18 protein-coding genes are annotated in these 25,418 nt (G+C 61.4%); 3 read left to right on the top strand and 15 right to left on the bottom strand.

Annotated elements, in window-relative coordinates:
- The 4 genes from ACUY2Y_RS10150 to ACUY2Y_RS10165 form a co-directional block, all read right to left on the bottom strand.
- The coding region (locus tag ACUY2Y_RS10150) for a YPDG domain-containing protein (protein ID WP_448326197.1) at positions 1-3,239 on the bottom strand (3,239 nt) is incomplete at its 3' end.
- 455 nt (positions 3,240-3,694) lie between these two features.
- Positions 3,695-8,194 carry a YPDG domain-containing protein gene (locus ACUY2Y_RS10155; RefSeq protein WP_448326198.1) on the bottom strand — a complete coding sequence of 1,500 codons (4,500 nt, stop codon included), beginning with the start codon at positions 8,192-8,194 and terminating at the stop codon, positions 3,695-3,697.
- 707 nt (positions 8,195-8,901) lie between these two features.
- On the bottom strand, positions 8,902-10,191 hold the full coding sequence (locus ACUY2Y_RS10160) for an adenylosuccinate synthase (RefSeq protein ID WP_448326200.1): 1,290 nt from the start codon (positions 10,189-10,191) through the stop codon (positions 8,902-8,904).
- Between the two features lie 540 nt (positions 10,192-10,731).
- Positions 10,732-11,139 (bottom strand): NUDIX hydrolase, encoded by a 408-nt coding sequence (locus ACUY2Y_RS10165; RefSeq protein WP_448326201.1) that lies wholly within the window; start codon positions 11,137-11,139, stop codon positions 10,732-10,734.
- Positions 11,140-11,186: 47 nt separating this feature from the next.
- On the opposite strand from ACUY2Y_RS10165, the gene ACUY2Y_RS10170 reads away from it, so the two are divergent.
- Together ACUY2Y_RS10170 and ACUY2Y_RS10175 are read left to right on the top strand one after the other, a co-directional pair.
- A complete protein-coding gene (locus ACUY2Y_RS10170; protein WP_448326202.1) occupies positions 11,187-11,963 on the top strand; it encodes a hypothetical protein in 777 nt (258 codons plus the stop codon).
- A gap of 401 nt (positions 11,964-12,364) precedes the next feature.
- Entirely contained in the window at positions 12,365-13,228 is an 864-nt protein-coding gene (locus tag ACUY2Y_RS10175) for a PRC and DUF2382 domain-containing protein (protein WP_448326204.1), read from the top strand.
- Between the two features lie 297 nt (positions 13,229-13,525).
- On the opposite strand, the gene ACUY2Y_RS10180 is transcribed toward ACUY2Y_RS10175, so the two are convergent.
- Positions 13,526-14,929, bottom strand: coding sequence for an FUSC family protein (locus tag ACUY2Y_RS10180; protein ID WP_448326205.1), 1,404 nt, complete (start codon positions 14,927-14,929; stop codon positions 13,526-13,528).
- A gap of 303 nt (positions 14,930-15,232) precedes the next feature.
- Here ACUY2Y_RS10180 and ACUY2Y_RS10185 point away from each other — a divergent pair, with 303 nt between their 5' ends.
- On the top strand, positions 15,233-15,697 hold the full coding sequence (locus ACUY2Y_RS10185; RefSeq protein ID WP_448326207.1) for a hypothetical protein: 465 nt from the start codon (positions 15,233-15,235) through the stop codon (positions 15,695-15,697).
- 76 nt (positions 15,698-15,773) lie between these two features.
- Here ACUY2Y_RS10185 and fbaA read toward each other — a convergent pair whose 3' ends face one another.
- The 10 genes from fbaA to clpB form a co-directional block, all read right to left on the bottom strand.
- Positions 15,774-16,808 (bottom strand): class II fructose-bisphosphate aldolase, encoded by a 1,035-nt coding sequence (fbaA, locus tag ACUY2Y_RS10190; protein ID WP_210574019.1) that lies wholly within the window; start codon positions 16,806-16,808, stop codon positions 15,774-15,776.
- Between the two features lie 134 nt (positions 16,809-16,942).
- Positions 16,943-18,097: a glycoside hydrolase family 76 protein gene (locus tag ACUY2Y_RS10195; protein WP_448326209.1), complete on the bottom strand. Its 1,155-nt coding sequence runs from the start codon at positions 18,095-18,097 to the stop codon at positions 16,943-16,945.
- A gap of 49 nt (positions 18,098-18,146) precedes the next feature.
- Positions 18,147-18,833 carry a TrmH family RNA methyltransferase gene (locus ACUY2Y_RS10200; protein WP_448326211.1) on the bottom strand — a complete coding sequence of 229 codons (687 nt, stop codon included), beginning with the start codon at positions 18,831-18,833 and terminating at the stop codon, positions 18,147-18,149.
- On the bottom strand, positions 18,820-19,374 hold the full coding sequence (gene pyrE / locus ACUY2Y_RS10205) for an orotate phosphoribosyltransferase (RefSeq protein WP_448326213.1): 555 nt from the start codon (positions 19,372-19,374) through the stop codon (positions 18,820-18,822). Before pyrE ends, ACUY2Y_RS10200 begins: the two co-directional genes overlap by 14 nt.
- A gap of 2 nt (positions 19,375-19,376) precedes the next feature.
- Positions 19,377-20,648 carry a hypothetical protein gene (locus ACUY2Y_RS10210; protein WP_448326215.1) on the bottom strand — a complete coding sequence of 424 codons (1,272 nt, stop codon included), beginning with the start codon at positions 20,646-20,648 and terminating at the stop codon, positions 19,377-19,379.
- Positions 20,649-20,984: 336 nt separating this feature from the next.
- A complete protein-coding gene (locus tag ACUY2Y_RS10215; RefSeq protein WP_448326217.1) occupies positions 20,985-21,824 on the bottom strand; it encodes a sulfurtransferase in 840 nt (279 codons plus the stop codon).
- A gap of 14 nt (positions 21,825-21,838) precedes the next feature.
- Positions 21,839-22,240 carry a DUF4265 domain-containing protein gene (locus ACUY2Y_RS10220; RefSeq protein ID WP_448326219.1) on the bottom strand — a complete coding sequence of 134 codons (402 nt, stop codon included), beginning with the start codon at positions 22,238-22,240 and terminating at the stop codon, positions 21,839-21,841.
- 13 nt (positions 22,241-22,253) lie between these two features.
- On the bottom strand, positions 22,254-22,442 hold the full coding sequence (locus ACUY2Y_RS10225; RefSeq protein ID WP_448326221.1) for a DUF3039 domain-containing protein: 189 nt from the start codon (positions 22,440-22,442) through the stop codon (positions 22,254-22,256).
- Positions 22,354-22,752, bottom strand: coding sequence for a helix-turn-helix domain-containing protein (locus tag ACUY2Y_RS10230; protein WP_448326223.1), 399 nt, complete (start codon positions 22,750-22,752; stop codon positions 22,354-22,356). Before ACUY2Y_RS10230 ends, ACUY2Y_RS10225 begins: the two co-directional genes overlap by 89 nt.
- 59 nt (positions 22,753-22,811) lie before the next feature.
- Entirely contained in the window at positions 22,812-25,409 is a 2,598-nt protein-coding gene (clpB, locus tag ACUY2Y_RS10235) for an ATP-dependent chaperone ClpB (RefSeq protein WP_448326225.1), read from the bottom strand.
- Between the last annotated feature and the right edge of the window lie 9 nt (positions 25,410-25,418).

Here is a 25,418-nt window from a genome sequence, read left to right on the forward strand (position 1 = left end):
GCATCCGGGTCCTCAGCATTGACGATGCCGTCGCCATCCTTATCACCCTTCGGACCATCCTCATCATCCTTATCGATGATGTCCGGGATACCGTCGCCATCCTTATCGGAGGTCGCATCCTCATCCGTGTTGGACTCGTCCTTATTCAGCTTGCCGTCACCATCGGCATCCTCGTCACCATCATCGGTGCCATCACCATCGGTATCCGGGTTGTACGGATCGGTGCCAGCAGCCTTCTCATCAGAGTTATTGACACCATCACCATCGATATCCGGATCCTCAGAATCCGGGATACCGTCACCATCAGTGTCCGGGGCTTCGATCATGCGCTCGGTGACAGTCAGCTTGAAGGTGACGGCGTCGGTAGCATCACCGTTCTTAGCCGTGACCTTGATATCCTCCCAGGTCTTCAGCTCAGCATCCGCAGGAACAGTGCCAACAATTGCCTTCTTAGCATCGTCGTACTTCAAGAAGTCCGGCAGATTCTCTGCAGAAACCTCAGCACCCTCAGAAGCCTTGACCGGGATGTTGATCTCTTCACCGCGCTGAACACTCTTATCCGGAACAGCATCAACGCTCACGTCAGCCGGAGGAACCGCCGGCTTGTCAGCCTCTTCAACCGTGACAGTAACGTCAACGGTGTCCTTGGAACCATCCGGGTAGGTCACCTCAACCGGAACAGTGATCTTGTCACCCGGCTTCGCATCCTCCGAAACCGGAACAGTGATCTCACCGGTGTTCGGATCAACCGTCACACCATCCCGAGCATTCTCACCCTTCTCGAACTTGGTGCCCTCCGGAGCCTTGGTCTCCTTGCCGTCCTTGTCCTTGAACGTCGGAGCCGGAACCGTCACATCCTCACCCGGCTTACCGGAACCGTCCTCGTAACCAGGCTCGAACTTATCCTTATCCTTCTCGGCAGGAGCCGGCGTATCCGGCTTGTCAGCCTCGTCAACCGTGACAGTAACGTCAACGGTGTCCGTAGAACCATCCGGGTAGGTCACATCAACCGGAACCGTGATCTTGTCACCCGGCTTCGCGTCCTCCGGAACCGGAACAGTGACCTCACCGGTGTTCTTATCAACCTTCACACCCTCCGGAGCACCCTCACCCGGGGTGAACTTCGTGCCCTTAGGCGCCTTGGTCTCCTTGCCGTCCTTGTCCTTAAACTCAGGAGCGTCAACCGTTACATCCTCACCCGGCTTACCGGAACCGTCCTCGTAACCAGGCTCGAACTTATCCTTATCCTTCTCGGCAGGAGCCGGCGCCTCGACGGTCACCTTGGCCTCGATGGTCTCACGGGAACCGTCCGGGTAGGTCACAACAACCGGGATCGTGTAGTCACCGGGCTTGGCATCCTTCGGCGGCGCAACCTCGATCGAACCATCGGGATTAACCGTGATCCACTCGGGCTTGTCGACCTTGTTGCCCTCCGGATCAGTCACCTGACCGCCCGGCTCGAAGCTGGTTCCTGCCGGAATCTCCTTGCCATCTTTGTCCTTCGGAGCTTCCACGGTGGTCTTCTCACCGGCAGGAGCAGTAGCGTCCTCATACTGCGGCTCAAATTCACCATTCTGACGAACCTCGTTCACCGCAATGAAGGAGTCCTGACCAACGACAACGTCGTAAGCATTGACCAGCTGCGCGACATAGGTGCCCGGGTTCTTGAAATCTTCAGGAGCCAGAGAGCAATTTGCAGCGTCCGCCAGGGTATCGACCGCGCAATCGTCGCCAATCTGCTTTCCATCCGGACCGATCCAACGGATCTTGTTATCACCAGAAAACGGCAGCGCACCCGTCAACTTGACCTTCGCCGGCTCAAGGTTGTTGATGCCTTCCGGAAGGTCTGCCGGGTTGAGGTAGGAATCGTAATTAACGATGTCCAAATTCGCGATGTCAGCCTGAACCTCAGCAAAGTTGATGTTGTACCAACGCTGGTTGGTGTAGCTCGGAATACCGACTGCGCCGCCCCAGTTCGGGTTCTCACCCGCATTGCCGTTCACCTTCTGGAAAACCGGCGTCGGGAAGCCACTGAAGGAGTTGAGAACCTTGCCATCATTCTCAGCCCAAATGTAGGTGTAGTTCTTCATGCGGTCGCCGACATCCTCACCCATGCGGATGGTGTAACGGCCTTCCGCATCGGTTACAGCGCCAACGGTCTTAAGGATCGGCTCCTTGCCGTTCGCCCGCATATTTTCAATCATGGCCTTGGTAGCAGCCGCCTGCTCACGGTACGGCTTATCGGCAATTTTTAGGCGCTTGTATTCAGCGATACCGTCGTCGGAAAGAACAGAGGCGTAGACCTTCGCACCCTCGATCGGCTGATCGCCGTCCCACTTGTAGAGCGGGCCGGTCTCGTTACGGTCCAGACCACCTTCCGCATCAGCCCACACCCTGCCGAAGTAGGAGTAGCGTGGCGCAGCCGTACCCTCAGGCTTGTGCCAGCCTTCCTCGTCCATGGAAAACTTCGGGCTCACCATGTAGGAGTTTTCCGAAACGCTCGGCGCGCGCTCCTCCAAGAACACACCGGTGCGCTGCATGTTGTAGTTCTCGAAGTAGAACGCACCGTTTGCGGTGCCCTGCGTAACAGGCGCCCAAGCGCCTGGGACACCGCCACCTGCCTGACGGACGTAGGTAAGGTCATTGCCCGTTTCCGCATTCTTCAGCGGCGAATCAACCCAAATGCGGTACTCCTGCCCACGAAGACCACGAAAAAGGTGCGGCTTGCCGTTCGCATCGACGAAAGAGAACTCACCACGCGGAACCTCACTGTCCGGGTGAGAAAGCACATTGCCGTCCTCGTCCTTCGCACGAAGATCGAAGGCGTAGCTGCCGGAGTCACCGCGAAGCTGGTGTGACTTCGTAGAGTAAATCGGAGAAATCGTGCCGTCACGGTCCTTAAACCGCATGTAAACCGTAACGTCATTGAGGCCCATGGTTCCCTCGAGGGAACTCGACGCACTGGTTTCCTTCAGGCCGACGAAACCAGAAAGCGTCGCCAGCGCGTTGGTCATGTCAACTGGCTTTTTGATGTAACCGTTGGCGATACCATCCGCTTCAATAATCTTGGTCGGATCAGTGACCGGGGTAGCAGCAACCGTGCCGGAGGTTTGAGCATTTGCAAGTGCCCCGAACTGAGGTGCTCCCACCGGTTGCACAGCCGGAGCAACAAGCGCCATCGACAAAGCCGCAGCCGCGATCGTCGTACCGCGGCGGCGGGTGATGTTCTTGAAGTTCATGACTTCCTTTCAGAAAAACAGTGAACACATATGAAGTTGCGGCTCGTGACTGAGGTTTTAAGCAAGGCGACACGGGCCGTACATGAGATGGAACGGTCTCACTCAGGACGAGTTACGAGCACCATACGTTTTCTCACAGTTATAAAAACTATCAGCGTCAAGAAACTGTCTCCACTCAAAAAGTTTTGACACGTCCAAAAGAAGTCACAACTCCAGTCACATCAACACCAAATAGCAGGTTGTTCGGCGGATATTTGTATTGATAGATTCTTCCGCGCGTCCACCGTTTAGGGGGAGCGAAGAAAAAGGGAGGCGTCGACAAGCACGCAATTGCTTATCGACGCCTCCCCTGCCCCCAACACAAAAATCACCGCCGACCCACTACCCATTCAGGTAGGGATCGGCGGTGATTCATTTCAACTCACCAGCCAGAGCCAGCGAGGACCGCTCACTCTTCACTGAGCGTTCTTGCCCTCAGCCGGAGTCTCAGCCTCAGCGCCCTTTCCGGAGCCATCCTTGCCCTCAGACCCGGAAGAACCCTTGTCCCCCTTGGGCTTGGAGGAAGAGCTGCTGTCCTCATCCTTGCCCTTGGAAGAAGAGCTGCTGTTCTCATCCTTGCCCTTCGAGGAAGAACCCTTGCCGAAGATGCTGGACACCTCGACATTGGTCTCGGTCTTGGTATTGCCCGGACCACACTTGGTAGCAATCGTCGTGATCGCAGCGATGCCGTAAGCAAGCACCGCCAGTCCGCCGAGAACCTGGTTCAGGTTCGTACCCGCACCCTTCAGCTGCGCGTCGAAGTCAGCGGCAGCCTTAGCCAAACGCGGATCCATAATGCCCAACTGATTCTGCAGAGCGGAGTTCGCATCCTGGATCTGACGACCAACCTGAGCCTGGATATCCTGCAGGCCCGGGATCGCAGTCTGGGATGCGATACCCAGCGGGATCAGAGCCAGCAACGGAAGACCGAAGCCAATCAGGGACTCGGTGCAACCCTCACGCTCAGAGGAACTGATCTTCTTCTCACCGACGGTCACGGTCTTGGCCTTGTTACGGGCACCGTCGCGGACCTCGATCTTGTCGCCCCGCGAGAGCGGCTTGTCCTCCGGAACCTTAACGGTCCAGTTGCCGTCCTTATCGGTCGTCGTCTTGATCTCTGTGCTATCCGGCAGGGTCACGATGATCCTCTCATCCGGACGATCACCCCTACCAGTGATCTCCTTATCACCCTCCTTCACCGGGTTCACGGTCGGAGCAGTCTCGTCCTTGATCTCAACCTCAATACGGTCGATCTCGTTACCCTTCGGATCCTTCACCACAACGACAACCTTGTCGCCAGGCTTCGCGTCCTCAGACGGGGTCACCGTGATGGTGCCGTCCTCGCCGATCTCAGCCTTACCCGGACCATCGGTCACATCAACCTTGGAACCCTCCGGAACATCACCAGAGCCATCCTTCTTCGGGATGTCAACCGGCTTGTTCGGAGTAGTCGAAGCATCATCCCAATCCGGACGCTTCGTACCCGGCTCCAGCGGCGTAGCCGGAATCTCGCCCTTGTCCTTCGGGTTGGAACCCTTCTCGATCTCCTCCTTATCGGAGATGCCATCGTTGTCGTCGTCATCATCCTCGGAATCCGGAATACCGTCACCATCGGTATCCAGCTCGAACTTCGCCTTAGCGTCATCCTTCGAGCCATCCGGGTACTCAACAGTCACCGGAACCTCGAACTCCTCGACGGTGTCCTTATCAAGCTTCTCCGGATCAGCCTCAACCGTGACCACACCGGTAGTCTTATCAACCTCTACCGTGTAACCCTCCGGAGCCTTGAAGGAATCCGGAATCGAGAACTCCGAGCCCTCCGGTGCATCAACCGTCTCGTCAGTGACATTGCCGTCTTTGTCCTGCTTCTTGAACACCGGCTTCGACTCCGCCGGGGTACCCGGAACAACCTTCTGATCCTCATAGATCGGCTCAAGATTCTGCGCGGAGCTCGGATCAATGGTCACCTCGATGGTGTCGAGCTCGTTGCCGTCCTTGTCCTTGACAACAACCGTGATGGTGTCGTCCGGCTTCGCGTCCTCAGACGGGGTCACCGTGATGGTGCCGTCCTCGCCGATCTCAGCCTTACCCGGACCATCGGTCACATCAACCTTGGAACCCTCCGGAACATCACCAGAGCCATCCTTCTTCGGGATGTCAACCGGCTTGTTCGGAGTAGTCGAAGCATCATCCCAATCCGGACGCTTCGTACCCGGCTCCAGCGGCGTAGCCGGAATCTCGCCCTTGTCCTTCGGGTTGGAACCCTTCTCGATCTCCTCCTTATCGGAGATGCCATCGTTGTCGTCGTCATCATCCTCGGAATCCGGAATACCGTCACCATCGGTATCCAGCTCGAACTTCGCCTTAGCGTGATCCTTCGAGCCATCCGGGTACTCAACAGTCACCGGAACCTCGAACTCCTCGACGGTGTCCTTATCAAGCTTCTCCGGATCAGCCTCAACCGTGACCACACCGGTAGTCTTATCAACCTCTACCGTGTAACCCTCCGGAGCCTTGAAGGAATCCGGAATCGAGAACTCCGAGCCCTCCGGTGCATCAACCGTCTCGTCAGTGACATTGCCGTCTTTGTCCTGCTTCTTGAACACCGGCTTCGACTCCGCCGGGGTACCCGGCTCGACAAGCTTGTCCTCGTACTCCGGCTCGACGGTGGTATCAGTATCAACTGCGACTTCAAACGGAGCGGAACCAACCGTCCTGGTGCCATCTTCCAGGACTGCAACAACCGGAACCTCAAACTTCGTGCCCGGCTTTGCATCCTTCGGGAAGGTCAGAGTCACTTCACCTGTGCTCTCGTCCAGGTCAACGGTGTAGCCTTCCGGCGCCTGGACGGTTTCCGGGATCTCAAACTTGGAAACCGGCGACGGAAGGTCACTGCCCTTCTCCGACTCCACTTCATCGGTGGTGGTGTTATCGAACGTCGGGACTCCAGACTTCAGCGGCTCACCGGCCTTTCCCTTCTTCTCCTCGTAGATGGGGGCCCAGCCCACGAGAACGGTGAAGGAATCAGCGGCAATGCGGCTTCCACGTGCATTACCCTCGGCGATGTCAATCGGGTAGAGGTCAGCACGGAAAGTCGTGGTCTTATCGATACCGTTCGGGAACAGATCTTCATCGCCAGTGTTCAACGGGAAGGACGGGAGCTCGCCGTTCGAACCAGCCTCCAACGGTTCACTCGTGGTAACAACTTCACCGGTGTCAGCGTTAACCCACTCGATCTCGTACTTGAGATTATTAGCGAACTTCGTCGGTACACCGTTGGTGTTCGTCTCAGCCACATCCCCCGGCTTCGCCCAGTTCTCAGCGGAGTCGTACGGGGTCACATCGAACGTCACGTAATCCGCGTACAGCGAAATGAACGAGGTGTTCAGGTGTTCACCCACCCTCACAACATTCCAACCATCGTTGGTGTTGTAGGAGCCCACATCGAGGTAGCCGTTAGTCTGCCACGGAGTCTGCACACCAAAGCCCGGAACATCCTCGGTGGAGACGAACAGCCAATCCCAGTTGACGTGCTTCGGCATCTTGTCACTGGAGTTGCCGAGGGCGCCCTTACGGAAGGTGCCGTAGTTCGGATCCGGCGCGACAGTACCAAGCAGGTCCCATGCAACATGCTCGGAGCCGTCCGGGAACGTGACCTTAGTGCCGTCGTTACGCGTCAGCGGGTTACCCTTGGAACCGCCGGTACCACGATCACCCTTTTCATCTTCGCCGAAAGTACCGTTGAACTGCAGCGTGTAGTTGTTGTCTGCACCTACCGTCGCCATGACAGTTTCGGCGATCCAGCGGTCCTTGCCGAACTTGCCGGTCACCGGATCCTTCTCGGTGTCCGTGGCCATCTCGCGCTTGATCCAGTTCTGCAGCGCAGCTTCGTCGTCACGCGACCATGCGCGACGGGTTCCCTTACGGATCTCGTCCACACCGAGGTCGGCGGGCGCCTCATTCATGATCTTGTTGATTGCGTAATCAGACAGGTAGGAACCGTAAATCTTCAAACCCTCAGCGGCAACGTCACCGCTGTTGAGGGTGTTCATCAGGTTCCAAGTGAATGCACCCTGGGTGTGGTCCTGCTCCCAGAACGCCTTGCCCTGCACCTGGCCACCCTGGCCAGAAGACTTCACCGGGTTCTCCACCGCCTGGTCCATCTTATGCATTACGTCATTCTGAGGCTTCTCGCCGTAGAAGAAGCTCACGTTGCTTACACGGTTCGAGCTGACCAGCCAGTGAGTGTTGGAACCTTGGGTATCAATCGTAGCTTCCTGAGGCCCCAAGAAACCGTTGTTATATCCGTAGACCTGCTGGAATGTTTCACCATCCGGGTTTTCTGCCCAGACCCGGATCTTCTCGTACTGCGGACCGTTGGGATCTGCATCAAACTCATGCAGACCGCCAAGGGCATCGAAGAACGGACGCATCTTAATCGCGAATCGCCCATCCGGACCGGTCACCGTGGTGTAGGTCGGCGAGGTGTAACCGTCCTTGTCCACCCACTCGGCGTAGACACGGACACCCTCCATCGGGATTGGACGGTAGTTCTTGGTGCCCGGGTGAACAGCCATGTTGCCGTTACGGGTGTTCAGCACGAAGCCCTGGATGGACTCAGTGTCACCCTGCGTGGTGCCGGACTCTACAGTGCCAGCCTTCTTTTTCGGCGGTTGGAAGGTGTAGCGCGGCTCACCAACAGATGTCTGGTAGATTCCGTCCGCATTCACACCCGGGTACTTGACACCGTTGCTATTTGCATTGGGCTGGCCAGCCTCATCCTTGGTGGAGGCGAATGCCGCCGGAACGGCACCCGGATTTGCCACCGGCTGCACAGCCGGCGCCACCAGCGCCAGGGACAAAGCCGCAGCTGCGATCGTCGTACCGCGACGGCGGGCAATATTTGTTTTCCGCATGAGTTTCCTTTCAAGAAACGTCAGTAGGTATTAGGAATTACAACTGGGACGCGCGCGTCTCGATCTATCTGCGCAAAGCGTCCTTCGATGAGATGCCTCGGCGCCACTCAGGACTAACTACGAGCACCATACGGTTTCTCACAGCCTTGAAAGTATCAGCGGAATGTTTTTAAATCGAGCTACTTTTCCGGAAACTAAGAGAACAACTCTTTTTAAATGTAACGACAATTAAAATAGCCAAAGGTCAGGACATGAGTAGCTTCACAAACATAAGATAAAAATAATTCGCATCTTAAGAAAGAAAATCCGCTGGTGCACCCATGAACACAATCAGGGGTGCACCAGCGAACCTCAAGGATCCTGGGGGACGCCAATATGCATGTAAGTATGCTGGTAGAGAACTGTTCCACCCTTCCACACCCCTTCACTATCGACGAAGGGCAGCGGGAGCGACGGGGGCAAGGAAGGGGAAACGACCGGTGAATCCGCCCTTCTACGACGTTTTATTGGCCTTATTCCTTCAAGTCGCCTCTATTCGGTACAAACCTCACTGAAACAGACATGACCGCACCGTTGCCATTTTTGCTTGCTTTGGAAATTACTCACACAAGCGATAGTGGACGGCCGAGACGTCGCAAAGCAAAAAGCGCCTCCTTCCAGAAGCGGAAGGGGCGCGCTGAACCGTGAGGTGCGGCGGGCGTGCGCGGTTAGCGCTCCATGACGTCATGGCGGACGATCGTCTGGTCGCGGCCGGGGCCGACGCCGATGTAGGAAATGGGTGCGCCGGAGAGTTCCTCGAGGCGCAGGACGTAATCCTGGGCGCGCTGCGGGAGTTCCTCGAAGGTGGTGCAGCCGGTGATGTCCTCGCCCCAGGCGGGCATGGTCTCGAAAATGGGCTCGGCGTGGTGGAACTGGGACTGAGTGAGCGGCATTTCGTCGAAGCGTTCGCCGTCGACGTCGTAGGCGACGCAGATCGGGATTTCGCCGATGCCGGTGAGGACGTCCAGTTTGGTCAGGAAGTAGTCGGTGAAGCCGTTGACGCGCGCGGCGTAGCGGGCGATCACGGAGTCGTACCAGCCACAGCGGCGCTTGCGGCCGGTGTTCACGCCGACCTCGCCGCCGGTCTCTTGGAGGTAGTCGCCCCACTTGTCGAAGAGCTCGGTCGGGAACGGGCCCGCGCCGACGCGGGTGGTGTAGGCCTTGACGATGCCCAAGCACGCAGTGATCTTGGTCGGGCCGATGCCGGAACCGACGCAGGCGCCGCCGGACGTCGGGTTAGAGGAGGTCACGAACGGGTAGGTGCCGTGATCGACATCCAGCATGGTGGCCTGGCCGCCTTCCATGAGGACGTGCTCGCCGCGGTCGAGTGCGGCGTTGAGCACCTGCTCCGCGTCGATCACCATCGGCTTGACGCGGTCGGCGTAGCCGAGGAAATAGTCCATGATTTCTTCGACTTCGATCGCCTTGCGGTTGTACATCTTCACCAGCATCTGGTTTTTGACGTCCAAGGCGGACTCGATCTTCTGGCGGAGGATCGATTCGTCGAAGAGGTCCTGCACGCGGATGCCCACGCGGGCGACCTTGTCCGCGTACGTCGGGCCGATGCCGCGGCCGGTGGTGCCGATCGCGCGCTTGCCCAAGAAGCGTTCCTGCACGCGGTCCAACGTCTGGTGGTACGGCGTGACCAAGTGCGCGTTGGAGGAAATGCGCAAGCGCGACGCGTTGGCGCCGCGGGCTTCCAGACCGTCGATCTCCTCGAAGAGCGCCTCAAGGTTCACCACAACGCCGTTGCCGAGCACCGGAGTGGCGTTCTCGCTGAGCACGCCAGCGGGAAGGAGCTTCAGCTCGTACTTCTCGCCGCCGACGACCACCGTGTGGCCGGCATTGTTGCCGCCGTTCGGCTTCACAACATAATCGACCTGGCCACCGAGAATGTCCGTGGCCTTTCCCTTGCCCTCGTCGCCCCACTGGGCACCGACAATGATGATGGCCGCCATAAAACGCTCCCTAATTCGCGCTGCGCGTCGCAGCTGTCGTGTGCGTGCTCATTGCGGGTTATCGCGCGCCGCTAACGACGAACACATCCCCGCAAAAGTCCAGCGTCATTGTAGCGCCAACGCACCTCGGACTTCGAAGTGAGCGTCAGGAACGGTGTTTTGGAGGCACGGCTCTTCCACAGGGAGCGAAAGGCGCTGAGTTGCCGGCGAGCTTTGGCGGGGATGTGCAGCGAAGGATGCGCGGGTATATGCGTAAAACGGATTGAGGGCCTTCGTGACCGTATCAACTGCTCGGTGGGCGGTTGCCTGCACAAATGTCGCGACACAATGGGGACTGTGGCCGCAGCATGCGTAGTACGTGGGACGCATACAAGCAGTGCCCTCAATGTCGGTCAGCGTGTTGGCAGGTCAACCAATATGAGAAAACCCCCGAGGGCAACCATGTTGAACATGGAACCCTTCACCGGGGGACTCCATGACTAATCGTAAGGGAAATCCTCACGTTCTTGCCCGCGACCCACGCGCTACTTTCTAATCCGCTTAAACCAACGCCGGGAAGACCTTCGTCTCCAGCAGAGGAGCCAGATCAACACCGGCGTCAGCGGGGTTGCGGGGGTCGACCCAGCTGAGCTCCTCGATCTCGGCGGCCGGCTGCGGGTCCACGGGATCGTCGCACATAAAGATCGTGCCTTCCACCTCGCGGCCTGGCTCGTTGGCGGCTGGGGCGCGGAAGGTGGCTAGAGGGGTCAGCGACGCGGCGTCGATAAGCACGCCGATTTCTTCGCGCACTTCGCGCACGGCGGTGTCTAGCGGTGCTTCCCCTGGTTCCGGTTTGCCGCCGGGGAGCATGAAGCGGCTTGTGCCTCGTTTACGTACGGCGAGAACGCGGCCGTCGGCGTCGCGGAAGACGACGGCGCACACACGGATCAGTTCGGTATCGGCAGACATGGGCCTCAATATACAAAGCACCACGCGCGGCTTGTAGCGTGAGCTTCATGCGGCTCATTCACTGCGCGTGCGGCACAGACACGGTTATTAAAGGCGCCGAGCACCACATTCTCCCACCCGTTCCCTCGCGGCGGGATCTGAAATTCTTGGACGCGATTGCCCACGAGGTCCTGCCCGTCGACCCCACGCCGTCACTGCAGGACATCGCCGCTTCGCCCAATGTCTCCCACCTCGGCGAACCCGCGCTCGCGCCGCAACAACCCAACGAGCGTCTGCGCATCATCGTCTCCGGCACCGACGCCGCGCTGTCCGCTGTACTCACGCGCATGATGCGCGCCGACTACCTGTGGGCCGAAATCGCGTACGTGCCCAGCGACCCCACCTCGCCCGCCGCAGTCGTGTGGGGCACCTCCGTGCCACTCGCGGTGGATGGTCCCGTGCACCCCATCCCGTGCATCCGCAACGACGCAGGACTCGTTGTCGCCGGCGCCGCCACGCTCACCCACGTCGATGGTGCCCCATATATAGGAGAGATCGTCGTCGACAACGACGTCCTTGTCCGCAGCGACGGCCGCGGCCGCGTATTCGGCGCGCGCCTTGTGCCCACCACACACGCGCCAGGACTCGCCGCAGCAGCCATCCGCAAGCCGCGTTTCCGCAGGCAAACGCTTATCGACGCCACCTTCACTCCCTCCGGACGCGCCCTCCAATCCGGCGGCCGCTCCATCCTCGTCACCGTCGACGGCATTCCCGCGAAACGACCCGTCGAGCGCGTCACCTTCTACCGTCACCTGCGCGATATCCAGGCCGTGCGGGAGTTGTGATCGGTGCGTGGGGGCGGTGTTCGGGCGCGGTTGGTTCGCCGTTGCTTCGCCTTTCGGGCACCGTTTTATCGCCCCGAAAACGACAGGCTTGAGGGGCATGTTCCCTGGCTTGCGGAAACGTGATTTATCTCACATTTTGCCGATTTCATGCGCGTCGTGGCCGATTTGTTACCTCACCGAGACTCAATCCCGCACCCATAGCCCCACCCGCACCTCTACGACCTCTATTTCTGCAGGCCAACGAGGGCGACCGCGACACTATAACCAAACTCCGATGGCCTGCCCTCAAACTTTCGATTGATCTGTCTCGTTTTCGGCCGGGCCCCTGCAGCGCCCCCGATCCGTCGTTACGTTGGGGTCTGTTCGATTCCGACAAAACATTTAAAGGAGATTCAGACATCATGGCTGATTTCAACCGCATCGAAGACCTTGCAAACGCAACCGCTTACGACGTGAACGGCGACAAGGTCGGTGGCGTCCAGGACGTGTACGTTAACGACACCACCGGCCAGCCGGACTTCGTCTCCGTCTCCCACGGTCTGTTCGGTGGCGGCGACTCCATCGTCCCGCTGCGCGGCCACACCCTCGAGAACGGCGACCTGCACCTGGCATTCGCTAAGGACCGCATCGAGGACGCTCCGGATCTCGACGAGAACGGCCACCTCACCAACGCTGACCAGGAGGCCTTCTACCGCCACTACGGCCTCGAGGGCGTCGAGGAGCGCACCACCTACGAGACCGGCGCTGCTGGCGCAGGTGCACCGGCCGCAGGTGCTGCTGGTGCAGGCGCTGCCGCTGGTGCAGGCGCTGCTGCTGGTGAGCGCACCGACGCTGACCGCGCTGCCGTCGCAGACCGCGAGGTTGCTGACCGCACCGATGCTAACGGCGAGATCATCCGCTCCGAGGAGCAGCTGAACGTCGGCAAGGAGCGCGTCCAGTCCGGCGAGGTCCGTCTGCGCAAGTACGTCGTCCACGAGACCGAGACCGTCGAGGTCCCGGTTGAGCGCGAAGAGGTCCGCGTCACCCGCGAGCCGATCACCGAGGCAGACCGCGCTAACTACGACGGCAACCTGGGCGAGCAGGAAGCTTCCGTCACCCTGCACGAGGACCGCGTCAACGTCTCCAAGGAGTCCGTCCCGGTGGAGAAGGTCTCCCTGGACAAGGACGTCGTCCGCGAGACCGAGACCGTCACCGAGGATGTCGCCAAGGAGCGCATCGAGACCGACGGCAACGTCGTCGACGAGACCCTGCGCGACAAGAAGTAAGTCGCTTTGCACTCCGCCTTTAGCGGAGCGCGTTAGCTAAATAAAGAACCCCGGCACCGCCTCGATCCCCTTTAGGGATCACGGTGCCGGGGCTCTTTCATGTCTTGTTCCACGCTGGGTCGCCTCAATCTTTGAATGACCAACGCATGAATGCGTCACCCACTCGGCGACGAAAAGTGGGTGCCCGCCACATTTGGATCTGCTTCTTTAGATGAGACCTGATTTTTCGGCGTTAAATCCTTCGCCGGGTGGCGCGCAATGGGCGCATCGCCTTTGGGGCTGCGCCATACGCGCCCGCTACCGTTCGTCGCTGTCGCTCTCGTCGTCGAAGAATCGATTCCGTACTTCGGGCGGGTAGGCCGGGGTGGCAGAGGTCGGCTTGAGAACGGCCACGGCGGACTCGCGGGACCAGCCGCACACCTGCAGCAAATCCACGATCAGGGAGCGCGACTGGGCCAGGATCGAGGACGCGGACAGCGCAGGCATGGTGGGCAGGGCTGAGTCGGAGGCCTTAGGGCTGACCCGCTCGGAGGCGCTGCCGGACTCGGCGCGAGATTCGGAGTCAGGGTCGGTGTCGGCCGCTGCCATAGCCTCCGCGGCGGCGGCGTTATTGGCGTCCTTGGCGGGGCCCTCGAACGGCGAGTACGGGCCGAACGGCGGCTGGGCGTTCACGTCGAGGACGTCCATGCCGGTTTCGGCGGCGAGTGCGCGCAGACGGTTGGTCAGTGCAGGCATGCCTTGGGCCTGACTGATTTTGGCGTTGACCTCGAAGATGGCGGACATATCGAGCGCGATGGAGGAAAGCTGGTCCAGGATCCAGAGCTGCTTCGGGGAGACAGTGTCCTGGTCTTCCACGAGGACAAGGGCACGCCGGGCAAGCACGCGGCTGGTGCGGATCGCATTGTCGGTGGGCGGGACCATGCGAGACAGGGACGTGACATAGCCGCGAGAGCCCCACAGGAACGGAGACAGCTGCGTGGATTCGCGTCCGGATTTGGTCGCGGACCTGATCGCGTCAATATCCGATTGGGTTCCGCGGATCGCTTCCAGTGCCACAGCCATTTCGGCGGGTTGCTGGTTGGAGATGCCGTGGGAGACGTCGTCAAGCACTGAGCTCAAAATCTTGAGTACCTTGGCGATCTCTTGCCGCGCTGTGGATAGCGGCGCGGACGGCAAAAGCGCGACGACGGCGAGGCCGACCGCGGAGCCGATGAATGCGTCGATGGTGCGGTCGAGGCCGGTGACGTCGGCGTCAGGCGGCATGATCGTGGTGATCAGGATTGAGCCGATCGCGACCTGGTTGGCCACGAGTGGCGATTTAGAGAAGAACGACGCGAACAGCAACGATCCGCCGACGGCGAGCGCGATCTGCCACCCGCCGGCGCCGAGCGGCGCGAACAGCAAGTCGCCAATGAGAACACCGAGAATGCAGCCGAGCGACATGTCCAGCGCGCGCGTGATGCGCTCCCCGCCGGACAAGCCGACGATGATGATCACGCTGATCGGTGCGAAGAACGGCAGCGGGTGCCCGACCCACTGGTGCGCAATGAAATATGCGATTCCGGCGGCGATCCCGACTTGGAGTGCGGGAAGAATGCGTTGGCGGACGCGGCGCACTCGTGCTTCGACGGAGTGCTCGACCGCCGCCATCCGCTCACGCGTGGTCATACGCTCGCGTGTGGTGTTTTTCTCCATGGGCATCTCAATAAAAGTAGAACAAAAGGCCAGGCCCCGAAAATGGGACCTGGCCTTCACTGTAGACGTGTTTACTTCGACGCGGTCTCGCCCACCGAGTTGAGGTTCTCGCACGCTTGGACGACAGGCTCGTGCTGATCGAAGACTCACCCGATTACCAGTTAGACACCAGCTACCAGCGCTACGTAGTAGGTAGGTTGAAACCAGGCCAGCCCCAAAGTTTCTGTCACCGAAATACCCTAGGGGCATCAATATCTGGCCGGCTCCGGGGTATGGAAGCCACACACCGTTGATTGGAAGGTTGTGACCATGATTGACCTGAATCCGTTGTTAGACCAGATCGACGCTGAGGAAGGGCTCGAGCCGCCCGCCGACGCGGACACGATCAACGCCCTCGTTCCACAGTTCAAAGACCTATTCGGAATCGAGCCACCCGAGGCTCTGCAGCAGCTGTGGCAACGCAGCAATGGCGTGTGGGTCAACGGCGCGCACATCTACGGAACACGGGATTTCGAGGAAGGTGAGGAGGGCCGGGCGGTCCACACCTCGGGCGTTCTGGAGTCGAACGAGCGTCTGCTCGAGGGGCTGCACTCGATATCGTCGCCGCTGCGGTTTATCGGTGAAGTGGACGATCAGCTGTTGGCGTATGACACGGATGATCAGAAGTGGAAGCTTGTGGACAGCATCGCGTGGGACCCCGACGTCGACGAGGATGTGCACGCCTCCTTCGAGGACCTCGTGGGCGATGTACTGCGCCGGGCGCTGGAGCTCTAAGGAGCAAGGCTTCAATAAAAGTAGAACAAAAAGGCCAGGCCCCGAAAATGGGACCTGGCCTTTACTGTGAGCGTGTTTACTTGGACACGGACTTGCCGACCGAGTTGAGGTTCTCGCACGCCTGGACGACACGATCAGCCATGGACTGCTCCGCCTTCTTCAGGTAGGAACGCGGGTCGTAGGTCTTCTTGTTGCCCACTTCGCCGTCGACCTTGAGCACGCCGTCGTAGTTCTGGAACATGTGCTCAGCCACCGGGCGGGTGAACGCGTACTGGGTGTCGGTGTCCACGTTCATCTTCACAACACCGTAGGACAGGGCCTGCGCGATCTTCTCCGGCTCGGAGCCGGAACCGCCGTGGAACACGAAGTCGAACGGCTTATCGCCAGCATTCAGGCCAAGCTTTTCGACGGCAGCTTCCTGCCCCATCTCCAGCACCTCCGGCTTCAGCTTCACGTTGCCGGGCTTGTACACGCCGTGAACGTTGCCGAAGGTGGCAGCCAGCAGGTAGCGGCCCTTCTCACCGGTGCCGATGGCATCGATGGTCTTCTCGAAGTCCTCGCGCGTGGTGTAGAGGTTCGCGCCGGCCTTAGCCTGCACGCCGTCTTCCTCGCCGCCAACGACACCGATCTCGACCTCGAGAATGATGTTGGCCTTGCGCGCCTTCTCCAGCAGCTCCTGCGCGATCTCGAGGTTCTCGTCGATCGGGATGGCGGAACCGTCCCACATGTGGGACTGGAACAGCGGCAGCTCGCCGCGGTCCACGCGCTCCTGGGAGATGGCGATCAGCGGACGCACGTAGTCGTCCAGCACTTCCTTCTGGCAGTGGTCGGTGTGCAGCGCGACGTTGATGTCGTACTTCTCAGCCACCTTGTGTGCGAATGCCGCCAGTGCCTCCGCACCCGCGACCTTGTTCTTCACGGACAGGCCCGAGCCGAACTCGGCGCCGCCGGTGGAGAACTGGATGATGCCGTCCGAGCCCGCCTCAGCGAAGCCGCGCAGCGCTGCGTTAATCGTCTCCGACGACGTGCAGTTGATCGCCGGGAACGCGAAGCCACCCTGCTTCGCGCGGTCGAGCATTTCGTTGTAAACCTCAGGGGTTGCAATAGGCATGGGGGTGTGGATCCCTTTCACTCGATGGTCACTCGGTGGTCACTCGTGTTGCCCGCGTGACTGTGGAAACCGCGCGGACGCTACGCATTCCAGTATGCCCGCGCCCGGGTTTTCCCGCATGAAGTTTCTTGGGGCTACTCCCCTTCGCGCTCCTTCCGCGCCTTGGACACCCGCGCGGCGGCCTCGAGGAGCATCCACCCGGAGAGCTGGACGGACAGGTCGCGCTCGGAGATCCGGGCCGTGCCCAGCGCATCGCTAATCGAGCTCGGTCCCAACGAATAGTTATGCGGCAGCTTCGCGTCGCGAGTCCAGCGCGCGGGGAAGATGGGCAGGCCGTCAACCTCGAGGCGGTGGTTCCACATCGATTCCGCACTCGCCATGACCAGGCGTTCAGCAGCGCGCTTGGCGCTGATACTGGCGGGGCTGTCCTCGGGCAGGCGCACCGCCACCTCGGCGAGGTAGCGCACCAGGATGCCCTTGAACAGACCACCGTCACCGTCGCCATCGACCGGGTTGTCGATCACGCCGCCCGGGGTCGCCACATGCATTGAGATCGCCTGCACCAAGGACCGGATGTGGGTGATGTAGTAGACCTGCTCCTCTGGCTTGTCTTCGAGCCCGAGCGCGATTTCCAGTGCTGCGCCGAGCACGGTTCCCTGGTTGTAGGTGTAGATGGTGGGGGTGTTGCGGGGGCCGTCGGCAAGCAAACGCATGCCGTCTTCCACGAGGCCGTCATCGGACATGAGGTTCTCGAAGATCCAGTCGATGAGTGCCCGTGCCTTGTCCATGCGGCCCGTGCGCGCGAGCATGATTGCGGCTGGCCCGTTTGCCGGCACGTTGAAGAAATTCTCGTCCGTACGCCACGGCAGCACCCCCAGCACAGAGTCAAGACCAGCGAGAATGTTGAATTCAAGGTCGTCGAGCTGTTTCGGCCGCGCCACCTTGTCCGACTGCGTCACGCGGTTGAGCGCCAGCGCGAGCCACGCTTTGTCGTCGTAGTAGCGGTTCTTGATCAGCTTGCCCAGATTGCGCAGGCGGATGCCGCGAATGGTGCGCACGATCGCCGCGCGGCGCGCCTTCGTTGACCGCCGCGCTTCCGCGTCCACCAGACAATCGAGGTAGTGCGCCTGCCACCAGTAATGCCAGTGGAAGAACACCTTTTCCTTCGTCGTCGGCGGCCAGCTCACCACCGCGAGGTTGGTGCGGGGCAAGCCCCACAGCTTCGTCGCATGCCGCTCCGTGATCGCCATTTCAGCGAGGTCCGCGCGGTGCGCCCAAGTTTCTGGCACAAGCCCTCCTTTACATCGCTTCTAGCTTATCGACGATCCCCTCTCCCCGTTACCCCTTCCATGCCCCATTCAGATCCCCGTGCTGGCGGATCCACGCATGCATGGCGATGCCCGCGGCGACACCGGCGTTGATGGAGCGCGTCGACCCGAATTGCGCGATCGAACACGTCATCACCGCCGCGTCCTGCGCCTGGTCCGTCACCCCCGGTCCTTCCTGTCCGAACAGAAGCAGGCACCGCTCCGGCAGCTCCGCCGTCTCCAATGGCACCGATCCGGGAGTGTTGTCGATCGCGACGATGGTCAGGTCATTTTCCTTCGCGTAGTCTGCGAGGTCAGCCACCGATTCGTGGTGCACGATGTGCTGGTAGCGGTCCGTCACCATCGCCCCGCGGCGGTTCCACCGCTTCCGCCCCACGATGTGCACCGCCTCCGCCAAAAACGCATTCGCGGTGCGGACGACCGTGCCGATATTCATGTCGTTCTCGAAATTCTCGATCGCCACGTGGAACGGGTGCCGTCGCGTGTCCAAGTCCGCCTTGATCGCCTCGAGTGACCAGTAGCGGTATTTGTCGACGACATTGCGTCGGTCGCCGTTGCGCAGCAGGTCTTCATCGAAGCGCTCGTCAGTCGGCCACTCGCCCTCCCACGGGCCAACGCCATGGCGGCCTTCCTGCCATTCGGTGGGGCCTTTCTCAGACTCGGACTGGCTGTGCTCGGCCTGGCTATGCGAGTCCAAGATCGTCCAAGCCCAGCAGGAAGCGGTAATCCAGTCCCGCGTCCTTCAACACGTCCGCAGCACCGGTCGCGCGGTCCACGACAGTCGCCACAGCCACGACCTCCGCGCCCGCCTCCTGGCACGCCTTCACAGCGGTGAGCGGGGAGTTGCCGGTCGTAGTGGTGTCCTCGACAACCAGCACGCGCTTGCCTTCGATGTCCGGCCCCTCGATGCGGCGCTGCATGCCGTGCTTCTTCGCTTCCTTGCGCACCACGAACGCGTCGATCGGCCGGCCATCCGCGTGCATCACGGCAGTAGCCACCGGGTCCGCGCCCAAGGTCAGGCCGCCGACGGCGTCGAAATCGAGGTCGCTCGTCAGCTCGCGCAGCAGCGCGCCGATCAGAGGGCTGGCCTCGTGATGCAGCGTCGCGCGGCGCAGATCGACGTAGTAATCAGCTTCCTTGCCCGACGACAGCGTCACCTTGCCGTGCACGACCGCCAACTCCCGGACCAGTTCCGCGAGGCGCTGCTTTTTGCCCATGTCATTCGTGTTCTCGCTCATGGTCACCCAGGGTAGTCCGCATTGCCGTCGCCGAAGATTGACGGGGGTTGGGGGCGGCGGGTGATGCGGGTGCCGTCGTTAAGCTGCTCTGGTGCTTCCCCCGTAGCGATCGCCTCGACGTCATCCCCGCCGACCGCGCGATATTCCATCGTGCCGCGGACGCCGCCCGTGGTGCGCGTGGGCATCTCCAGCGGCTCCTCCGGCCTTGCGACGACCGGCCGCGCCATCTCATTCTCCCCGCCACCCCCGTTGCTTTCCGCCTCGATCGGGTCGCCCATCTCGCGTGTGCGGTGCTCGAAGTGCAGGTGGGGCCAGGTGCGCGGCGGGAGGGTACGTGCGGCGTCGGCAAGCAGCGCGAGCGGCGCGAACACCGGCTCCCACTCCTGCGCACCCGCGGCGCCGTCGAGCTGGGCCAGCACCCATTCCGACTCGAACCACACCGCGCTGACCTGCTTCGGAAGAAGCTCCAGCGCCGTATTCACGCGGATGTCGAGCATCCGCTCCACCGGCCCCGCCTCCGAGCCGTACACACGGAACCCCTCGATCTCAGCGACGGCGACCAAGTCCTCGGTAGCCCCCGACGCAGTCGCCTTGCGACGCACGTCCACCACCACCCCACTTTCCATCCCCGTCCCCATCGCCACGACCGTCGTCCCGCCGATATCCGCGATCCTCGTCTCGTGCCCGAAACGCGTCCCCGTCAGCACGTCCGTCACCGGCTCGCCCGCCGACGCCGCACCGCGCCCCCACTCGTCCTGGAGGAACTCGTCCTCCCTCGCGTACTCGAAACCGTTCGCCTCCGCCCACTCCCGGCGTTCCTTGCGGCTGCGCTGCTTGGCCCCGGGGAGTTTGGTCGGTAGGTGCTTGGGCAGCTTGGTTGGCAGCTTCGACGGCAGCTTGGTCGAGAAAGCCTCGGTCAGCCCGGTCAGCGCGCTCCAGCGCGAGTGCGTTTTCTGGCTTTCTTCAGAGTTTTCCTCTGCTGTTTCCGGCTCCGTTTCTGGTTCTGGCTCCGTTTCTGGTTCCGGTTCCGGCTGCGGCTCTTCTTCCTCTTCAGCCTCCAGCTCGGGCTCCTTCTCCGGTTCTACTTCCGGCTGCGGCTCTGGTTCCGCCGGTGCTGCTTCCTCGCGCAGCACTGGCTCATCGCGCACATCCTCGACCGGGCGTGGGGCGGTATCGTTCTCACTGGTCCTGCTCTTATCCTGCGCATCTGCGCGCCACAAAATACCCGCCCCGGCAAGGGCGAGTGCGGACAGTCCCAGAAGTATGTAACCCATCAGTACAAAACTGTATCCCCCGACGTCCCCTGAACTGGGCAGGCGTGGCTAGTTGTCGCAGGGTTCTGCACCGGGGTGGGACTTGTGCGGTCGCTGCAGCGGCCCAGATCGGTCCTTAGGCGGTGGTTCCTAGATGTGAACCCCAAAAGTTAGTTTCCGCAGGTCGGCAAAATTGGCCGAAAAACTGCGACCTGGGGTAACTAAGTTTTGGGGTTAACATCTGCGGAGGGGTTAACATCTGCGGAGCTGCGGAGCTGCGGAGCTGCGGATCTGCGGACAGCACCGGGCTCGGCAGCCCTAAAGCCCCCGGAGCTGCCCAGCGCATAGCTGCACAGGTTAAATATCGCGCTCGACGGGGTTCTTCGGGTTGGCGGACCACTGGGACCAGCCGCCGATGAAGTGGGTCAGCACGGGCAGGCCAGCGTGAGCGAAGGCGGCGAGCAGTTTCGAGGAGTGGTTACCGGAGCCGGAGTAGACGATGGCTTCGGCGGGGTCCGTTGCATGGGTGATGCCGAACTTCGCCATGGTCTCGAGGATCTCCTCGACGGGCTTGATCAGGCCATCCTCGGTAAAGAGATCTTCGACAGGCACAGTGCGGGCACCGGGAATATGGCCGGATTTCAGGTCGAGGCGCTCGCGTTGGCCGACGAAGCGGGGGGTATCGCGGGCGTCGATAAGCATGCCCTTGAATTCACGCACGTCGTCGATTTCTGCGGTAGGAAGCTGGCCCGGCGCGACTTCGAGTTCGGTGCGGACGGAGACGGGGCCGGGGCCGGCGACTGTGTCGAAGCCGGCGCGCTCCCACGCGGGGAAGCCGCCGTCGAGGATATGCACGTCTTGGACACCTGACCAGCGCAAGGTCCACCACGCGCGGGCGGCGAACTCGCCGGAACCGGTGTCGTAGATGACGACTGGGCGGCCGGCCTCAATGCCCCACGAACGGAACGACTGCTGCAGGTGCTCCGTCGACGGAAGCGGGTTGCGACCCACCTGCGAGCCGGGCGTGCCCACGAGGTGATCGGCCGGGTTGCAGTACTGGGCTGTCGGGATGTGTTCGGACTGGAATTTCGACCACGCGTTGCCCTCGCGGGCATCCCACAGCGAGGCCAAAACGGTGAGCTTCTTGCCGGTACGGATCTGTTCACGCAGGTCTTCGGAGGACACGAATACGCTCATGGCGCCAAGTGTAGCTACGCCAACGAGATGATGCCCTGCGCCTGGAGGCCCTCAAGCCACTCACGGATACCCTCGCTCGGGGCATCCGCGCTTATCGACGCCCCCAGCATGCCCCCCGGCCCCACCTCCACCCGGCACCCGAACGCGAGCAGCGTCTCCGGGATGTCCGTCGGTTCCGGCGACTGAATCAGGATCCGGACTGTTTCCGCCCCGCCGCTGACTACCTTGCGGTTGACGTGGAACTGGCCGCCGACCTTCACACATTCGACGATGTCGCCGACGTTGATGCTCGTGTCCAAAAACGGCACGGACGCGACGACGAAGTGCCCGCCGCCCAGGTCGTGGGCAGCTAGTTCCTCGTTCTCAATCCCCGGCAGCGGGGTCCGGGTGACGATTGTCGTGGTCAGTGGCTCCATGCCGGAGATTGTATTAGAGGGACTCGTAGAGCTTGGTGCAGTCCGGGCAAACAGGCATTGTTTCGTGGTCGTGAAGGGGAACGAAACGGACACCGCACAAAGAACGCACCGCTTTAAAGCAGGTCGGCAAAATCATCGTCAACAGCATGCGCGGTCTCACGCTGACGCGCGAACTTCTCGGCGAGTTCGAGCTGATCTGCATGGCGCTGTCGGTTGAACTCCATAAGATCGCTGACGAGAATGCGACGGTGCGAACCGACCTTGTGTGACGGGATGTCACCGCGGTCAAGCAGCTTGCAAAGGTGAGTGCGGCTCATCTTGAGGTGCTTCGCCGCTTCATTCGGAGTCAGCTCTTGGTCGGCGGCGAGCATGTAAATAGTCTCGCCACTGCGAACATAGTCGAAGATTTCACGGAGAAGAGCTTTGACCATCGGAGGCAGATCCCGCTGGGTAGCGGCCTCCAGCTCCTTCATGTCTGCATCGCTGAACTGATCAGCGGACAAGGTCAGCATTGCGGTCTCCTCTCTCCGTAAACCATCTGACATAAGTAACTTAACTGACACAACTGACACTAGTCAACATTTTCGCCTGAACCAGCCGACGCAGTCGCATCAAACTGACTGCCACCAGTGACATCCAGCGCGTCATCGGTCACATCGACATTCACCGCGTCACCGTCGCGGATCGCGCCGGCGAGCACCTCCTTGGCCAGCTTGTCGCCGATCTCCTTCTGGATCAGGCGGCGCAGCGGGCGGGCACCGTAGGCCGGGTCGTAACCGCGGTCGGCGAGCCAGCGCTTGGCGGCGTCGGTGACGTTGAGGGTCAGGCGACGCTCTGCCAGGCGCTCAGTGAGGCTGCGCAGCTGGATGTCGACGATGCCGACGAGCTGCTCCTGGCTCAGCGGGTCGAAGACGACCACGTCGTCGAGGCGGTTGATGAACTCGGGCTTGAACGCGCGCTTGACCGCTTCCATGATCTCGTCGTGGGTGCCACCGGCGCCCAGGTTGGAAGTCAGGATGATGACGGTGTTGCGGAAGTCGACGGTGCGGCCTTGGCCGTCGGTAAGCCTGCCTTCGTCGAGCACCTGAAGCAGGACGTCGAAGACATCGGGGTGGGCTTTCTCTACTTCGTCGAAAAGCACGAGGCTGTACGGGCGGCGACGGACAGCTTCGGTGAGCTGGCCGCCGGCGTCGAAGCCGACGTATCCCGGAGGCGCACCGACGAGACGCGCGACGGAGTGCTTCTCGCCGTACTCGGACATGTCGATGCGGACCATCGCGGATTCATCGTCGAAGAGGAACTCAGCGAGCGACTTCGCCAGCTCAGTCTTACCCACGCCAGTCGGGCCGAGGAACAGGAAGGAGCCGATCGGGCGGTTCGGATCCGCGATCCCGGCGCGCGAGCGACGCACGGCATCGGACACCGCGACGACAGCCTCATTCTGGCCGACAACGCGCTCACCCAGCACAGACTCCATATTCAGGAGCTTCTCGGTCTCGCCCTCCATCATCTTGCCAGCGGGAATGCCCGTCCAGCTCGACACAACGTCGGCGATCACGTCCGGGGTGACTTCTTCCGTCAGCATCGTTTTATTGCTTATCGACGCCTCCCGCTCCGCCGCAGCCACCTCTTCCTCCAGTTCCGGAATGCGGCCGTAACGGAGCTCGGAGACCTTGGCGTAGTCGCCGTCACGCTCCGCGATCTCGGACTCGTTGCGCAGGCGCTCCAGCTCTTCCTTGGCGTGCTGGACCTTGTCGATCTCGCTCTTCTCGTTCTCCCAACGAGCCTTCATCTCGCCGAGCTTTTCGCGCTGGTCAGCGAGTTCGCTGCGCAGGGCCTTGAGACGCTCCTGCGAAGCCGCGTCCGATTCCTTCGACAACGCGATCTCCTCGATCTCGAGGCGGCGCACGACGCGCTCCAGCTCGTCGATCTCCTGCGGGGAGGAGTCGATCTCCATGCGGAGGCGCGAGCCAGCCTCGTCGACCAAGTCAATGGCTTTGTCGGGCAGGAAGCGGTTGGTGATGTAGCGGTCAGACAAGGACGCGGCAGACACGAGTGCGGAGTCCTGAATGCGGACACCGTGGTGCACCTCGTAGCGCTCTTTGAGTCCGCGGAGGATGCCGATGGTGTCTTCCACCGTCGGCTCACCGACGTAGACCTGCTGGAAGCGGCGCTCCAGGGCGGCGTCTTTCTCGATGTACTTGCGGTACTCGTCCAGCGTCGTCGCACCGACCAGGCGCAGCTCGCCGCGGGCGAGCATCGGCTTGATCATGTTGCCGGCGTCCATCGAGCCGTCACCGGTTCCGCCGGCGCCGACGATGGTGTGCAGCTCGTCAATGAAGGTGATGATCTCGCCGTCGGATGACTTGATCTCGTCCAGCACGGCCTTGAGGCGCTCCTCGAACTCGCCGCGGTACTTCGCACCGGCGACCATCGAGCCCAGGTCGAGGCTGATCAGGGTCTTGCCCTTGAGGGACTCCGGAACGTCACCAGCCACGATGCGGCGGGCGAGTCCCTCCACGATGGCGGTCTTACCTACGCCCGGCTCACCGATGAGCACCGGGTTGTTCTTCGTGCGGCGGGACAGGACCTGGACCACGCGGCGGATCTCGCTATCGCGGCCGATGACCGGGTCGATCTTGCCCTCGCGAGCACGCGCCGTCAGGTCGGTGGAGTACTTCTCCAGTGCCTGGAACTGGCCCTCCGGGTCCTGCGTGGTCACCTTCTGGTGGCCGCGGACGGACGGGAAAGCTGCCTTGATGGTGTCGTAGGTGGCGCCGCGCTTCTTCAGCAACTCGGCTGCCTCGTCGTCGCCGCGCGCGATACCGGCGAGCAGCACTTCGGTGGAGACGTATTCGTCGCCGAGCTCACCGGCGAGTTCCTGCGCGGCGTTCAGCGCGTTGAGGCCGTCACGGTTGAAGTTCGGGTTGGCCATGTTCTGGCCCTCGGCCTTCGGGTAGCCGTCGACGATCTCAGCGGCTTCCTTTTGCACCGTCGCCGGGTCAACGCCGGTCGCCTTGAGCACCGGTGCGGCGATGCCGTCTTCCTGTTCAAGGATCGCCTGGAGCAGGTGAGCTGGCCTAATGTCCGGGTTTCCGGCTGCGGATGCACGCTGCAGCGCCTGCTGCAAAGCCTCCTGAGTCTTGGTGGTGGGGTTGAACGAGCTCATGGGCGTCTC

It is taken from the genome of Corynebacterium sp. 20-84, assembly GCF_053479455.1.